At 46.1% G+C, this 14,288-nt stretch carries 13 protein-coding genes; 2 read left to right on the forward strand and 11 right to left on the reverse strand.

Going from position 1 to position 14,288, the window contains the following annotated elements:
- Positions 1-81: 81 nt before the first annotated feature.
- Both BGM27_RS00330 and BGM27_RS00335 read left to right on the forward strand, forming a co-directional pair.
- Entirely contained in the window at positions 82-1,581 is a 1,500-nt protein-coding gene (locus BGM27_RS00330) for a cellulase family glycosylhydrolase (protein WP_007410148.1), read from the forward strand.
- A 259-nt stretch (positions 1,582-1,840) separates the two neighbouring features.
- Positions 1,841-2,977: an alpha/beta hydrolase gene (locus tag BGM27_RS00335; protein WP_007410149.1), complete on the forward strand. Its 1,137-nt coding sequence runs from the start codon at positions 1,841-1,843 to the stop codon at positions 2,975-2,977.
- Positions 2,978-3,494: 517 nt separating this feature from the next.
- On the opposite strand, the gene BGM27_RS00340 is transcribed toward BGM27_RS00335, so the two are convergent.
- The 11 genes from BGM27_RS00340 to BGM27_RS00390 form a co-directional block, all read right to left on the reverse strand.
- Positions 3,495-3,773, reverse strand: coding sequence for a hypothetical protein (locus tag BGM27_RS00340; protein ID WP_007410151.1), 279 nt, complete (start codon positions 3,771-3,773; stop codon positions 3,495-3,497).
- Positions 3,774-3,954: 181 nt separating this feature from the next.
- Positions 3,955-5,583 carry a YndJ family protein gene (locus BGM27_RS00345; protein WP_007410153.1) on the reverse strand — a complete coding sequence of 543 codons (1,629 nt, stop codon included), beginning with the start codon at positions 5,581-5,583 and terminating at the stop codon, positions 3,955-3,957.
- Complete coding sequence (locus tag BGM27_RS00350; RefSeq protein WP_007410154.1) at positions 5,577-6,185, reverse strand: DUF4166 domain-containing protein; 609 nt, start codon at positions 6,183-6,185, stop codon at positions 5,577-5,579. Before BGM27_RS00350 ends, BGM27_RS00345 begins: the two co-directional genes overlap by 7 nt.
- Entirely contained in the window at positions 6,182-6,997 is an 816-nt protein-coding gene (locus BGM27_RS00355; protein WP_007410155.1) for a hypothetical protein, read from the reverse strand. The genes BGM27_RS00350 and BGM27_RS00355 overlap by 4 nt, the downstream gene beginning before the upstream one ends.
- 118 nt (positions 6,998-7,115) lie before the next feature.
- Positions 7,116-8,387 (reverse strand): MFS transporter, encoded by a 1,272-nt coding sequence (locus BGM27_RS00360; RefSeq protein ID WP_007410156.1) that lies wholly within the window; start codon positions 8,385-8,387, stop codon positions 7,116-7,118.
- Between the two features lie 74 nt (positions 8,388-8,461).
- On the reverse strand, positions 8,462-9,463 hold the full coding sequence (locus BGM27_RS00365) for a substrate-binding domain-containing protein (protein WP_007410157.1): 1,002 nt from the start codon (positions 9,461-9,463) through the stop codon (positions 8,462-8,464).
- A gap of 83 nt (positions 9,464-9,546) precedes the next feature.
- Positions 9,547-10,383: an SDR family oxidoreductase gene (locus tag BGM27_RS00370; RefSeq protein WP_007410158.1), complete on the reverse strand. Its 837-nt coding sequence runs from the start codon at positions 10,381-10,383 to the stop codon at positions 9,547-9,549.
- Positions 10,380-11,456, reverse strand: coding sequence for a mannonate dehydratase (gene uxuA / locus BGM27_RS00375; protein WP_007410159.1), 1,077 nt, complete (start codon positions 11,454-11,456; stop codon positions 10,380-10,382). Before uxuA ends, BGM27_RS00370 begins: the two co-directional genes overlap by 4 nt.
- Position 11,457: 1 nt before the next feature.
- Positions 11,458-12,093 (reverse strand): bifunctional 2-keto-4-hydroxyglutarate aldolase/2-keto-3-deoxy-6-phosphogluconate aldolase, encoded by a 636-nt coding sequence (locus tag BGM27_RS00380; RefSeq protein ID WP_007410160.1) that lies wholly within the window; start codon positions 12,091-12,093, stop codon positions 11,458-11,460.
- 13 nt (positions 12,094-12,106) lie between these two features.
- Entirely contained in the window at positions 12,107-13,126 is a 1,020-nt protein-coding gene (locus BGM27_RS00385) for a zinc-binding alcohol dehydrogenase family protein (RefSeq protein ID WP_007410161.1), read from the reverse strand.
- A gap of 29 nt (positions 13,127-13,155) precedes the next feature.
- Complete coding sequence (locus BGM27_RS00390; protein WP_007410162.1) at positions 13,156-14,112, reverse strand: sugar kinase; 957 nt, start codon at positions 14,110-14,112, stop codon at positions 13,156-13,158.
- Positions 14,113-14,288 lie beyond the last annotated feature (176 nt).

The following is a 14,288-nucleotide window of genomic DNA, read 5'->3' on the forward strand; positions in this document are numbered from 1 at the left end:
ACAATCATGAGAAAGATTTTTACAATGAGTTCGAGCTCATAAGAAAGAGCCAAAATGATGCGAAGGAGGAAAAGATCAGATATGAAACGGGCAATTTCTATTTTTATTACGTGTTTATTGATTGCGGTATTGACAATGGGCGGCTTGCTGCCTTCGCCGGCATCAGCAGCAGAGACAAAAACGCCAGTAGCCAAGAATGGTCAGCTTAGCATAAAAGGTACACAACTTGTAAACCGAGACGGCAAAGCGGTACAACTGAAAGGGATCAGTTCACATGGATTGCAATGGTATGGCGATTTCGTCAATAAAGACAGCTTAAAATGGCTGAGAGACGATTGGGGCATAACCGTTTTCCGCGCGGCGATGTATACGGCAGATGGCGGTTATATTGACAACCCGTCCGTGAAAAATAAAGTAAAAGAAGCGGTTGAAGCGGCAAAAGAACTTGGGATATATGTCATCATTGACTGGCATATTTTAAATGACGGCAACCCAAACCAAAATAAAGAGAAGGCAAAAGAATTTTTCAAGGAGATGTCAAGTCTTTACGGAAACACGCCAAACGTCATTTATGAAATTGCAAACGAACCAAACGGTGACGTGAACTGGAAGCGTGATATTAAACCGTATGCGGAAGAAGTGATTTCCGTTATCCGCAAAAATGATCCAGACAACATCATCATTGTCGGCACCGGTACATGGAGCCAAGATGTGAATGATGCAGCCGATGATCAGCTAAAAGATGCAAACGTCATGTACGCGCTTCATTTTTATGCCGGCACACATGGCCAATCTTTACGGGATAAAGCAAACTATGCACTCAGTAAAGGAGCGCCTATTTTCGTGACGGAATGGGGAACAAGCGACGCGTCTGGAAATGGCGGTGTATTCCTTGACCAGTCGCGGGAATGGCTGAATTATCTCGACAGTAAGAACATCAGCTGGGTGAACTGGAATCTTTCTGATAAGCAGGAATCATCTTCGGCTTTAAAGCCGGGAGCATCTAAAACAGGCGGCTGGCCGCTTACAGATTTAACTGCTTCAGGAACATTCGTAAGAGAAAACATTCGCGGCACTAAAGATTCGACGAAGGACGTCCCTGAAACGCCAGCACAAGATAACCCCACACAGGAAAAAGGCGTTTCTGTACAATACAAAGCAGGGGATGGGCGTGTGAACAGCAATCAAATCCGCCCGCAGCTTCACATAAAAAATAACGGCAATGCGACGGTTGATTTAAAAGATGTCACTGCCCGTTACTGGTATAACGTGAAAAACAAAGGCCAAAACTTTGACTGTGACTACGCGCAGATAGGATGCGGCAATCTGACCCACAAGTTTGTGACGCTGCATAAACCTAAGCAAGGTGCAGATACCTATCTGGAACTGGGGTTTAAAACAGGAACGCTGTCACCGGGAGCAAGCACAGGGAATATTCAGCTTCGTCTTCACAATGATGACTGGAGCAATTATGCACAAAGCGGCGATTATTCCTTTTTCCAATCAAATACGTTTAAAACAACGAAAAAAATCACATTATATCATCAAGGAAAACTGATTTGGGGAACAGAACCCAATTAGTTAAGCTTTAGGCGGACATCAGCAACGATGTCCGCTTTTATCATCTTAAACAGCAATACAAGGAGGTTTACGTGGCGGATGAAACTCTGAAACAGTATATGGGCCTGTACAAATGTTGTTAGCAATCTCAAGAAAGCCAAGGAGTAGATATGATTCACTGAACATATGATGTAATTGTTTCACAGTTTTGAAAAGCGTTTATAGCGCAATGTGTGTATTTCACATCCGCCACTTTTATTACGTAAGGGGGAACAAGAGAATGAAAAAGTATGACGCATTTCCAGAGCCAATTGGCGGCTATACTGTCGGCCGAACCCAGATGGATTTTGAGTACACGGCATCAGATCATACAAAAAGAGAACTGACGGCGTTTGTGTACTATCCGTCCGACAGCAGCGAAGGGAAGACTACATCAGCGTACATGTTTCCTGAAGTCTGCGAAATGCTTGATGAGCAGCCGCTTCTCACTGCGTTGAAGGATGCTTACTCTATAGATATCAAGACCCAATGTTACGACGACCTTGCTCTCTCCGGGAAGGAAAAACGCTATCCGGTGTTATTCTATGTTTGCGGCGGGGGCGGTTCTCCAGAATGGGGTACAGTGATCTGTACAGACTTGGCAAGCATGGGATATGTTGTAGTAAGCATCGGCCATCAAAATAGCACGATGTATAAGCGTAAAGATGGGCGCCTGTTTAATGTATCAAAGGATTTTTCGGATGTCATTATGGCGTTTTCTGAAGATCCGGAGATGCTGGCTTTGGCTGGTAAGATGGAGATACGGCCCGACGATGAAACTGCCATTGAGATGTGCCAAAACGTGCTTACACTGCCGATACTTGACAAGTTAACAGAGTATAGTGAATTACAGGCAGAAGATGTAAGGTATGTAGCCGATTATCTTGTCAAATTGGATTCTGGAGAGCTGAATTCCATCTTTAAGGGCAGATTGTTGCTTGATATCGGCATGGGCATAGTCGGACATTCTTATGGAGGGCCTACGACGGCGATTGTTTGCCGGGACGACGAACGGTTCGCCTGCGGGATTGGCTTGGATAGCGGAGCGTTCGGCCTTCAGGGCAGCGACATTAAGAAACCCTTTTTGCTGCTGTTTTCTGAACCGAACTATAACATGAATGCGATCATTGGCGCTAACAATAGCATGGATACCTATTATTTCTCTGTTGATCGTGCTGCGCATTTAGATTACTGCGACATCGTGTTTACCAGTGTGAATAAGGAACTTAGAGGCGAACGGGATGCCATGGAGATGCGAAATCTTGTTACAGACTATACGAAGAACTTTTTTGATCATTACATACTGCAGAAGGCTGCAAGTATGGAAAGTCTGGCATACGATGGCGTGGACTTGATTAAGAAGACCAGCAACAAGTGACATAACCGATTAAAATACTCAAACTGAAAAACCTTTATGACCAATTTAATTTATTAAGGACGTAGAGGTTTTTTAATATTACCTTACAAAAAGGGGATGTTCTTAGAATATGGATCCACTTTTATATTCTCTACATAATTCCTAGTTTACATAATATATATTCTAGGAAGTTAAACGAAGAAATGAATTATCCGTCTCATAAATTAAGTATACTTTAGTTATTGAGACGGAAGAGAAATTTATAACGAACTAACCGTACATTGTGTTATTGCAGTCATTTCGTTACACGTATAAAAATGTTTGCAGCGTTAGGTTTGATTCAGCTTTGGCCTTTACCCGGAATGAGATCATTTTTAGGGACAGAAATAAAAAAACCATGTCTGGTAATACTTTGCCGCATCTTCCCTGCTTTTTTCCGACGAGTTTTTGCATCGGCTCCCCACATATGAGCAAGTATGACAGCCGCCAGCCAGAGCACTGCCGCGAAATAAAATCCGGCTCTGAGCCCAGCCAATCATTAAAAAATCCCGCAACCAAGGTCCTCCGAAAATACCGAGTGCATAAAGCGCCTGATATGCCCCATCGATGTTGCTCTCATGCCCGCCGGAACAGACTCAATCGACATTCCAAGCAGCACAGGAAAGATAATGCCGAGTGAAAACCTATTAAAAAACGTTTCCATCACCAGCGGAGCCAGTGCGTGCGGAATCATAGCGGTCGTTTTCATTTCGCGAATCATGAAAGACAGGCAAAGACCGAGGCCGCTCCCAATCCAAAGTGCCGCGTGCCACCCCATTCACTGACAACATAACCGCTCATGCTCATCCCTGACAGCTGAGCTAACACGTGAATAAATGAGATCCAGTGCATGACTCCTTTCGTATCATCCGCCGCAAAATAGGTCGCAAATAAAATGGTGAATATAACCCATGTAGATGAGAAAAAGCCGCCTGATGAACAGGCAGCGCTGCAGCTAGTTATTTGCTTCGGTTACCTGCGGAAGCATGAGTGATCCGATAATGCACAGTTAAAAATTTCAGTCCGAACAGCCACATATGATGAACGGCCTTCAGGCTGGTTTCGCTCTGGGCTGAAATAAGAAATGTCTCTGCCAGCGGAAGATGACACGTCCCCCATTTCGTCTGCAGATAAATCCCTTCATCACCCGCTCCGCTTTTTCGCCGTCTGCTTGTCAAAACAAGATTCTGCTTACGCGCATAAGGCTTTAAAATGCCCGTCATTTGGCCGTACGGCAGCGGAAGAGAGATATTCATGTATCCTTCCCCTTTTGCCCTGTACGCTGAATACAGCGCAGTAAAAACGGTTTCCTGCTTTTCATTTGTTCTGATCCACGCACGGACATTTTTTCTGCCGTCTTTGTCAGAGTCAACTCCTATAATATCACTGTGCATGATATACCAATCCGGATTCATGGACAGGTGAATCTGCCCCGCTCTTCTGCTGAACGGCTCGTACACGCGCGCGAACGGACGAAACCATCCGCTCCACGTCACTTTTGCCATGATGTCATAATCAATTGTCTCTTCATAAAAGGAAATAACGGCCGGCGCCAGTTTTTCAGTTGAAAAGTCTTCAGAATGCAGTTCTCTCAGCTGATCCAGAAGGCCGGTATAATGGATGTCATTTGCTGCATGAATATCAGTCAAAAAGTCTTTGCCTATCGTTCTCTTCCCGTAAATACGGCTGAACGTTCTTTCGCTGCCCTCATCAAACGGTCTCGGATTTTCCAACCTCCACCCCGCCAAAGCCAGCAGGATAACGCCGAATGCATTGACGGCCCCGTGAATCCAAATCATCTGGCTGATCGTGAGCGTTGCCTCCTCGCGGTAGACACCGTACGAATATATCAAAGAAAAAGCAATTGTGATCATTAACACAGCCGAAGAACTCCTGATCAAGATCCTGCCTGTTTTCGTAACAAACGGCGCCGTAAAGACGAGATATGCATTTACATACAGACCCGCCAGATACAGAGCGACAGCAATCACATCAAGTGTCTTTGAAAATGTAATCCCCAAGGCAATAAGGATCGGCGAAATCAAAATAATGACCGTGCTCCATCTGTAAAGAACCCGTTTCTCCCGTATGATCCTGCCGAGCAATCCGTTAAAGATCGGAATGAGAAAAGCGGAATAGTGAAAGTGCACCGCCGTCAGCAGAACGATAAGCGGGCCGAAATTCATGACGGGAATCTCAAGGACATATGCGAAGAACCAGAATCCGCCCCCGGCCAAATAAATGAAACCCGCCATAACAGACATCTCTTCTGTTCTGTGAATATTTGTTTTCATCAGCCGCCGGACAGCATACAGTGCCAGCCCAACCGTATAAATGAGCCACACAACGGCAAAAAAACTGAAGTCTGTGACAAGCGCAAGCACCGCACATAAAGCGGCAACAGGATAACTCCGTAATAACACATTCTCTAAGGTCTTTGACGGTCGAAAAGCAAAATCGAATACAGCGGGAACGAAAAAAAGTACGGAAAATAAAACAAACATCTCAGCAGCTGATATATACGGAGCTTCAGCCGCCGCAAATCCCAAAAAGCAAATCACGCTTACCATGAGATGACGCTTCAGCATGTTTCTCCCTCTGTTTCCCGGAAAGTCCCCCGGTAAGAGAAAAGCGTGCCGAGTATCCGGTTTTTCACATGAACCTTTATGCTGAAGCAATTCATTTCCTCATCATAAGCCTCATAAACGGTTGAACTGCCGCACAGCCATGCCGGAAGCGGGATTTTCTTTCCGACTATCAGGAGCCACTGCCTTCCGGATGTAATAACAAGCCCTCCGTCTGAAGACGCTTCTAAATGCAGTTCAGACAGTAGGATGCGGGGTTTGCCGAAGTAATCAAGAATTCTGTTTTCCCGCTCATCATACTCCATGACCGCATCAAAAAAACGCGGTTTGCTTTTAAAGAAAAAGGTACGATTCCATTCCACGCCATTTTGCCTGTTTTTGTTTTCGATAGTGAAAGGGATATCGTTTCCCCTCTCTGAGAAAAAACATCTGAAAAAAACACCTGTCTTTAAAAGCATTCTGACAAGAAAAGAACCTCCCTTTATTTCTGACATAACGCCTTCTCCGCAAAACGTGCGTGATCCGTCAAATCTGTACCGTTTCTGCAGCATCGGGTGCAGTGATTGATAATGAGTAATCGCTTTTTCATACATTGAATCCGTCATTTCACTTCTCTCTTTCGTTTTGTATGCCAGGCGCTCGGCAGCTTGAGCTTAAGAATCATTGCGGCTATCGTAAGCACTCCTAATGAGATCACGAATCCGCCGCCCGAATATAGCAGTGCCGTTACACAAAAGAAGACTGACTGCCCGGTGTGAATCAGCCACTTTCTCCGCATGGGAAGCAGCCATAATACCCCTAACCCTGTCTCCAGCGCTCCCCTCACGATCTCTGCATCGGCACAGCCATCATGAAAGCCTTGAAAAAACCAATACAGACTGAATACGAGACACATAAAGACATAGACAAACCCGAAACGGACTGATATCTTCGGATGTCTGTTTTGTTCTATCCAAAGCCGCAACGCATCAAAGCTCCATGCGGTAGCCCAGCTTAGCAGAGGACGAAATAAAAACCGGTCTATCCAACTTCCCGGCAGACCGCGGGCCGTTTCATATTGATATTGAGTCAAAAATGCGGTTTGTCCGTTATCCCGCTCTATATACTTCCAGTAGCCCCTGCCTTCTTTTATAAGTGACAGCGGATGATCAGAGGCAAAAGCGAGCGAAGACACTCTTTCTGACGAGCGAGACCTTATGTCACCTATTGATTCGCCCGTGCCGGATACCTTCAGCCCAAAACCGATTCGTGTTTCATATAGAAATCTCTGCGGTTCATCTGGCAGCCTATGAAGATATGTAATGTCAGAAAAACGCAGATCCCATTCTTTATGAAGATGCGGGTTTTGCGTATATTCCCAAAGCGTTTCTATATCAGATGCAATATTGATTTCGACATATATCGGCTTCTGTTTCATGCCCCCTCCTCTTCCCTTCTTTTGTAAACAATTCCTATATTATCATAGGAACAGATCAAGCGGCAGAACGAAAAGGCCATCCCGTTATCGGCAGGACAGCCTCAGTGGCTTTGATGACTTATGAATAAGGTATCGTGTCTTTTTTATCTTCAGAAGCGGTTTGAATGATAATCGGGCGCACGAAACGGATTACCGCAGCCGAGGCCAAAACGGCTAATCCGCCTGCAAGCAAAAACGCCCCGGAGAATGATCCGCTTTTGTCCGCGATAAAGCCGGTTAAAGCAGGCCCGATAATACCGGCCGTGTTTGCAAGAAAATGCATAAAGCCGCCGACTGATCCGACATTCCTTTGATCAACCACATCATGAATCACCGCCCAATAGATAGAGCCCGTTATATATAAAAAGAAGACTGATAAAGCAACAAGAATAACGGCACTTACGGTAGTGGTAACAAGTCCGGCAAATCCGATCAGTACAGCGGAAGCGAACAAACAAGTGACAAGAATGACTTTCCGTGAGAACAAAACCCCTTTTCCGGCTGTTTTTTTGAATACATAATCAGAAATCATTCCGCCTGCCGCCAAACCGATAAATCCAAGAATCCAGGGAATAACAGTCACCACGCTCATAAATTCAACACTTAAACCGCGTTCTTTCACCAGATAGCTCGGAAACCATGTTAAGAAGAAAAATAAGATGTAATTGTAGGCGAAAAAGGCAAAAGCCGTGAAGAGAACCGTTTTTTGTTTCAAATAAAAGGTCATCGCGATATGCTGCTCATGCGATTGAATCGCCGCTTTCATTGCCGGGGCGTCTTCCGTCGGCGCCGGCCGTTCTTTGACATATTTAAACCAGATGACCGCCCAGACTAAACCGATAATCATGATCAGGACAAAGGAAACCTTCCAGCTGAACGCCACAGCAATCATCCCGACAATCGGGCCGGAAATCGCCCCGCCGAGCGGCGTGCCGCTGTTTGTCAGGCCGATGACCGTGGCGCGCTGAGACGGAGGAAACCAATTGTTGACCATTTTGCTTATGGCAGCCGACAGCGGCCCCTCTCCCATACCGAATAAAACACGGATAATCAAAAGACTTACAAATCCGAAAGCAAGCGCAACCGCTCCGCTGAAAAGAGACCAAACGATCATCGCCGTACACAATGTCAATTTAGCCCCATACCGGTCAGATGCAACACCGCCGAGAAAGTTAAACACAGCGTATCCGACAGAAAAACTGCTGAAAATCAGCCCCATTTGTGTTGCCGACAATGTGAGATCCTGCTGTATGAACGGCGCTGCAATAGACAGCGCTGAGCGGTCTAAATAGTTAATCACCCCGGCTGAAAATAAAAGAAGAAGAATAGGGAATCTATCTTTTGAGAACATAAAATCCCCCTCTCATTTCATAATATTCAGACATTTAAATTGCCGGAGTAAACCGGTTTATGCAATGAAACCGGTTATCCAGATTGCCTTGCGAGCAGCGCCGGTTTATAGCGGTAAATCCGTTTTTCACCGCCATCTTTTTCTTGTATCTGGCGAAGAAGAAGGCTTCCCGCTTTTCGCGCCATTTCTGCCGCAGGCTGGACGATCGTCGTAATCGGAGGAGTAAAAAAACCCGCAAAAGGAACTTCATCAATTCCGATGACGGCTGCCTTATCCGGAATTGTCATATCATGCTCCTTCATATACTTCAGCACCTCAACAAGAACGATATCGTTTGCCGCCAATATCGCTTTCGGAGGCTCCTCAAGTGAGAACAACTCTGACAAAACATTGGAAATATCAGCCGCATCGGCTGTTTTGATATATTCGTCCCGCACCATCATTCCGTGGCGGTCAAGCGCCTTCTTATACCCTTCAATCCTTTCTACCCTCGGACTGATTTCCCGAATAATGGACGTCGTAATAATCGCAATTCTCTTAATGCCGCTCTCGATAAACCGGTCAACGGCAAGACCGGCTGCATGATGGTTATCAAGCATCACTGTCGGAATCCCGAGTTCTTCAATGGTTCTGTCCATAAACACGACCGGAAACGTATCGCGTTTCATCTTTTCATATAAAGAGAGATTTTCGCCCGTCGGAAAAATAATAATTCCGTCCACCTGCTTAGCCCGCAGCATTTCAATATATTTCTTTTCTTTTTCCGGTTCATCATCCGCATTGCAGACAATAATATGAAATCCTTGTTCATGAAAATAGTCTTCAACCGCCCTGATGACCTGAGTGGAAAAAGTGTGAAGAATATTAGCCACCACCACACCTACCGTAAATGTTGATTTCTGTTTTAAGCTGCGGGCGACGAAATTCGGCTGATAGTTCAGCTCTTGAATGGCCGCTTCTATTTTTTGTTTCGTTTTCTCGCTCATATAGTCATAGCGCTGATTTAAAAATTGAGATACGGTGCTTTTAGATACGTTTGCATATTTCGCCACATCAGAAATTGTAATGGTTTTCATAGACTCATCCCCGTCTGTCTTCATTTTTCACTAGTATAAGTCAGAAGTAAATGGTTTACAATCTGACAGGGACATGGATTCTGTCACACTCCGGAATAAGCCATAAAACCTCCGTCGACGGGAACGGTGACCCCGGTGACGAAGCCTGAGCATGAATCATCCGAAAACCACAGGAGCGTTCCCAGAAGGTCTTCCGGTTTCCCGAAACGTTTCATCGGTGTATGTGCCATAATCTTATTGGATCGGTCTGTCAGACTTCCATCTTCCTGTAATAACAACCCACGGTTTTGCGCTGTCAAAAAGAAACCCGGAGCGATGGCATTCACCCGCAGCCCTTTTTTTGCGAAATGAACAGCCATCCACATCGTAAAATTCTGAATCGCCGCCTTGGCCGCGCTGTAGGCGGGCACCTTTGTCATCGGTGTATACGCACTCATAGAAGAAATATTAATAATCGCGGGACATTCCGCCTTCAAAAGGTCTTTTCCAAACACTTGCGATGCCAGAAATGCACCGGTAAAGTTGGTTGAAAATACGCTGGAAAACCCCGTTTCGTCCATATCAAAAAATGATGTGCCCTGCTCATCCTCTTCATACGTCTCGCTGGCAGTGATCGCATCAGGGTGGTTTCCCCCGGCTCCGTTAATTAAAAGATTGACAGAACCGAACCGGCTGATAATCTCGTCTTTTGCCTTTTCGAGCGAATCACGGGCTGAAACATCAGCCGGTACAGAAACCGCGGTTCCTCCAGCGTCAGCAATCTCGCCCGCCGCACGCTCTGCTTTATCAGCATTCCGGCTGACGATCGCAATTTTCATCCCCTGCCGTGAAAGCTCCTTTGCCATTGCTGAACAGAGAACACCGCTCCCGCCTGTTATGACAGCGGTTCTTCCTGATAAACGTTCATGAATCGGTCTCATCCCTTCACCTCTTTCTCATGAGACGAGAACGCATCCCACAGTCCGTTCAAGTACATAATTCCTAAGGCACGATCATATAAACCATAACCCGGCCGGCATTGTTCGCCCCAGATATGACGGCCGTGATCAGGCCGTACATATCCTTTATAGCCTTGGCCGTGCAATTCTTTTACCACACCGGTAATATCAATGGACCCATCACTGGTAAGATGCGAAGTTTCCGTAAAATCACCGTTATCGCAGATTTTCACATTTCGTATATGGGCAAACGGCGCAGCTCCCGCATAGTGTTTGGCGATCTTCACCATATCATTGGCGGGATTCGCTCCCATCGAACCCGTGCACAACGTAATACAATTGGCGGGTGAATCTGAAATCTCTCGCAGCTTTTCATAACTTTTCTCACCGGTAATAATACGGGGCAGGCCAAAAATTGACCAGGGCGGATCATCCGGATGAATGGCCATTTGAATGCCGTGTTCCTCCGCTACAGGAAGGATTTCATGTAAAAAGAACTCAAGATTGGCCCAAAGCTGTTTTTCATCAACCGTTTGATAGGCCTCAAACAGTTCCTTGATCCGGGCCATTTTCTCCGGCTCCCACCCGGGAAGCGTCAAATCAGAAGATTCTTCAACCGTGCGGATGAGTTCCTCCGGAGGGAGACTTTCCACTTTCGCTTTTTCAAAAAACAAAGCGGTTGACCCATCCTCCAGCGCGCGGAACATATCGGTACGCGTCCAGTCAAATATCGGCATGAAATTGTAACAGATGACTTTCACGCCGAATTCGGACAGATTGCGAATGGTCTGTTTATAGTGCTCAATATATTGTCCGCGTTCTTCATGACCGAGTTTAATGGCTTCATGAACATTCACGCTTTCCACGACCTCTGCATGAAACCCATAGGATTGAATGTTTCTGACTTCCGCTTCAATGTCCTCCTTTTCCCATACTTCGCCCGCGGGCTTCTGGTGAAGAGCCCAGACGATGCCTTTGACCCCGGGAATTTGTCTGACATGTTCAAGAGTCACCGTATCATTACCTTGGCCGTACCAGCGAAACGTGATATTCATGTTATACCCCCGTATATTCGTTTTTTCGGCAGACGTATTCTTTGCTGAGGGATACGGCAGCTTCATAGCCGCCCTTTTGATATGCTTTTGTCAAGTCGCTTCCCACACCGACCGCGACCGCTCCGGCAGAGAGCCAGTCATTCATGCTGTTTAATGAGATACCCCCGGTCGGCATAATGCGGACATTCGGCAGAGGACCGTTGACCGACTTGATAAATGAAGGTTCAAACGAATTAGCGGGGAACAGCTTTACCACATCACATCCGGCTTCAAGGGCCAAAGCCATATCAGACACACTCATGCATCCCGGAAGATACGGTACGCTGTACTGGTTGCATAGAGATGCTATCTCTTTTACAAAATGAGAGCTGACGATAAATGAGGCGCCTGATAAAATGGCGTGTCTCGCCGTTTCTGTATCCATTACAGAACCGGCTCCAAGAAGAATATCTTGATGCCGGAGTTCCTTAAAGACATCTTCCACTTCAGGAGTTGTGTATGTAAGCTCAATGGCGCTGATACCTCCTGAAATGGCCGCTTTTGAAACTTCAAGCGCCTCTTGGCTGTTTTGTCCCCTTATGACAGCCACCACTTGTGCATGCAGAAGTTTTTCGTAAATGGCGTACTTAGGCAGCATTCTCGCTCCTCCTTTAATCAAACGTAATGATTGCTTTTCCCACCTTGTCCGGGTGCTGTTCGATCAACTGAAATGCTTGATGGACGTCATCTGCTGAAAATGTATGTGTAATAAGACCGCCGTGCGTTAACAGGCCTTTATTCAGTAAGTCTGTAATGTACGGAAACTGATTCGTCTGCAATCTTGAACCGGTTATCGTGACTTCCTTTTTTGTGATCGGAAGCTGAGAAATGCCGGCAGTCCTCTCATCAAAACCAAGCACAACCACATGACCGGCCGGAGACACCGCGTCAATGGACGTTTCAAACGTTGAGGGGAGACAGACGGCATCAATGACGACATTGGCGCCTTCTTTTTTTGTCCATTCGTTCACCCGCAAAACGGGATCTTCTTTTTGCGCGTTGACGGTAACGTCCGCACCGTTTTTTTCAGCGAATGCCAAGCGTTCATCATTCAAGTCGGTTATCATGACAGTAGCGCCTTTGAACTTTGCCATTTTTAATATGCAGATTCCGATCGGTCCCGCTCCCTGAATCAAAACGGTATCTTCCTTCTCGACACGGCCTCTCCAAACGGCCTGGGCGCCGATCGTATATGGTTCTGCCATGACCGCTTCCTCCCAGGCCAGATCGGGGGAAACGGCATGCAGCTGCTTTTCCGGAACCACGATATATTCCCGCATCCCGCCATCTTCATGAACGCCGAACACCGAAAGCGCTTTGCAGACGTTCGGACGTCCTTTCCGGCAGGCATAGCATGTTCCGCAATAAGATATCGGTTCAACCACTACGCGGTCACCCGGCTTGAAACGCCGGACATGAGAACCGGTATTTGCGACTTCCCCTGTAACTTCATGTCCGATTACTCTCGGCAGGGACGCTAACGGATTTGTCCCATGATAAATATGCAAATCTGATCCGCAAATTCCGACCCGCTTCACCTTGACAAGAACATCATCCGCGTGGACAACAGACGGTTTCTCACATTCCGTCACCACCAGATCAAATGCTTTCCGTACTAGAACCGCTTTCATTTTCCCACCCGCTTTTTAAGTTGTGCTTGCTACCGTTCAATCACAGTCTCTTTGTTTATAAATGACAGAACCTCTTCTAGATAGGGAAGCCCTTCATTGTCACCGGAAACTGTAGTGACGAGCGCACCGACCGCATTGGCAAACTCCAGACGTTTTTCCGGTTCAAAACCATGCAGATAACTGTACAGGTAGCCGGCATTAAAGCCGTCACCCGCTCCTACCGTGTCAACAGGCGCAACCGGGAAAGCCTCTTTGTGAATCCACTTATGATCATGATACAGCGCAGAACCTGCTTCACCGTCTTTTATGACAAGCTGACTGATTGAATAGGTCTCTGCAAACCGGGCTAATGCTTCATTTTCCCCTATACCTGTCAGCTGTTTCATTTCGTCCCGGCCCGCCAGAAGAATATCAGTATGCGGAAAGATTTGATGAAATGCCGCACGCGCCTCCTCGATCGTCCACAGCTTCAGCCTGATATTCGGATCAAAAGATACGGGAATCCCTCTTGCTTTGGCGATGGAAAGCACCCTTTCAGCAATTTCAACATTTTTCTTATCAAGCGCGAGGAACACACCGGTAAGATGAACAATGTGAATGCCGGCAAACATATTCTCTGTTATATCTTCCGGTGCAAGAGTCAGAATTGGTGAATTGAAACGATAATAAAACGTCTTGCCTGAACCGTCATTTCTGATCTCTTTGACATTTAAAGATGTAGGAAAGCCTTCAACATAGGAGACGTCAGTCACATCAATTCCTTCTCCTTTGGCAAACTGATAAATCACTCTGCCGAACTCATCCTTCCCCAGTCTGCTGACCCACTTTGAGTGCAGATTCAATCTGGCGCATGCAATCGCAAAATTCAGTTCAGCTCCTCCTGCTTTTCGTTCAAAATGGGTAACAAAACGCAAAGGTCCTGTGCTTGCGGGATTTAAGGTGATCATCGCATCACCGATCGTAAAAATGCCATAATCAGAAGCCACATCAATACTCCTTTCTTTTAAGACTAAATCGGTTTGGTAAACCGGTTTAGTAAAACTTTATATGAAAACCCTTACACACGCAAGAGAAAAATACAATAAATTCAAAAAACTGTTTTCGGTAAAAAAACCCGGTTTTTCACATAAAAAAACCCCTCACAACAAAATGTAAGAGGTTT

The organism is Bacillus sp. FJAT-27001 (assembly GCF_019039175.1).
In the GTDB taxonomy this organism is placed as follows: Bacteria; Bacillota; Bacilli; order Bacillales; family Bacillaceae; genus Bacillus; species Bacillus velezensis.

What these genes read in the sequence shown, in the direction of transcription:
- BGM27_RS00335 (WP_007410149.1), top strand. Translation starts at nt 1,841, where the DNA reads ATGAAAAAGTATGACGCATTTCCAGAGCCAATTGGCGGCTATACTGTC.
- BGM27_RS00360 (WP_007410156.1), bottom strand. Translation starts at nt 8,387, where the DNA reads ATGTTCTCAAAAGATAGATTCCCTATTCTTCTTCTTTTATTTTCAGCC.
- BGM27_RS00355 (WP_007410155.1), bottom strand. Translation starts at nt 6,997, where the DNA reads ATGAAACAGAAGCCGATATATGTCGAAATCAATATTGCATCTGATATA.
- uxuA (WP_007410159.1), bottom strand. Translation starts at nt 11,456, where the DNA reads ATGAATATCACGTTTCGCTGGTACGGCCAAGGTAATGATACGGTGACT.
- BGM27_RS00350 (WP_007410154.1), bottom strand. Translation starts at nt 6,185, where the DNA reads ATGACGGATTCAATGTATGAAAAAGCGATTACTCATTATCAATCACTG.
- BGM27_RS00385 (WP_007410161.1), bottom strand. Translation starts at nt 13,126, where the DNA reads ATGAAAGCGGTTCTAGTACGGAAAGCATTTGATCTGGTGGTGACGGAA.
- BGM27_RS00330 (WP_007410148.1), top strand. Translation starts at nt 82, where the DNA reads ATGAAACGGGCAATTTCTATTTTTATTACGTGTTTATTGATTGCGGTA.
- BGM27_RS00370 (WP_007410158.1), bottom strand. Translation starts at nt 10,383, where the DNA reads ATGAGACCGATTCATGAACGTTTATCAGGAAGAACCGCTGTCATAACA.
- BGM27_RS00340 (WP_007410151.1), bottom strand. Translation starts at nt 3,773, where the DNA reads ATGGGGTGGCACGCGGCACTTTGGATTGGGAGCGGCCTCGGTCTTTGC.
- BGM27_RS00380 (WP_007410160.1), bottom strand. Translation starts at nt 12,093, where the DNA reads ATGCTGCCTAAGTACGCCATTTACGAAAAACTTCTGCATGCACAAGTG.
- BGM27_RS00345 (WP_007410153.1), bottom strand. Translation starts at nt 5,583, where the DNA reads ATGCTGAAGCGTCATCTCATGGTAAGCGTGATTTGCTTTTTGGGATTT.
- BGM27_RS00365 (WP_007410157.1), bottom strand. Translation starts at nt 9,463, where the DNA reads ATGAAAACCATTACAATTTCTGATGTGGCGAAATATGCAAACGTATCT.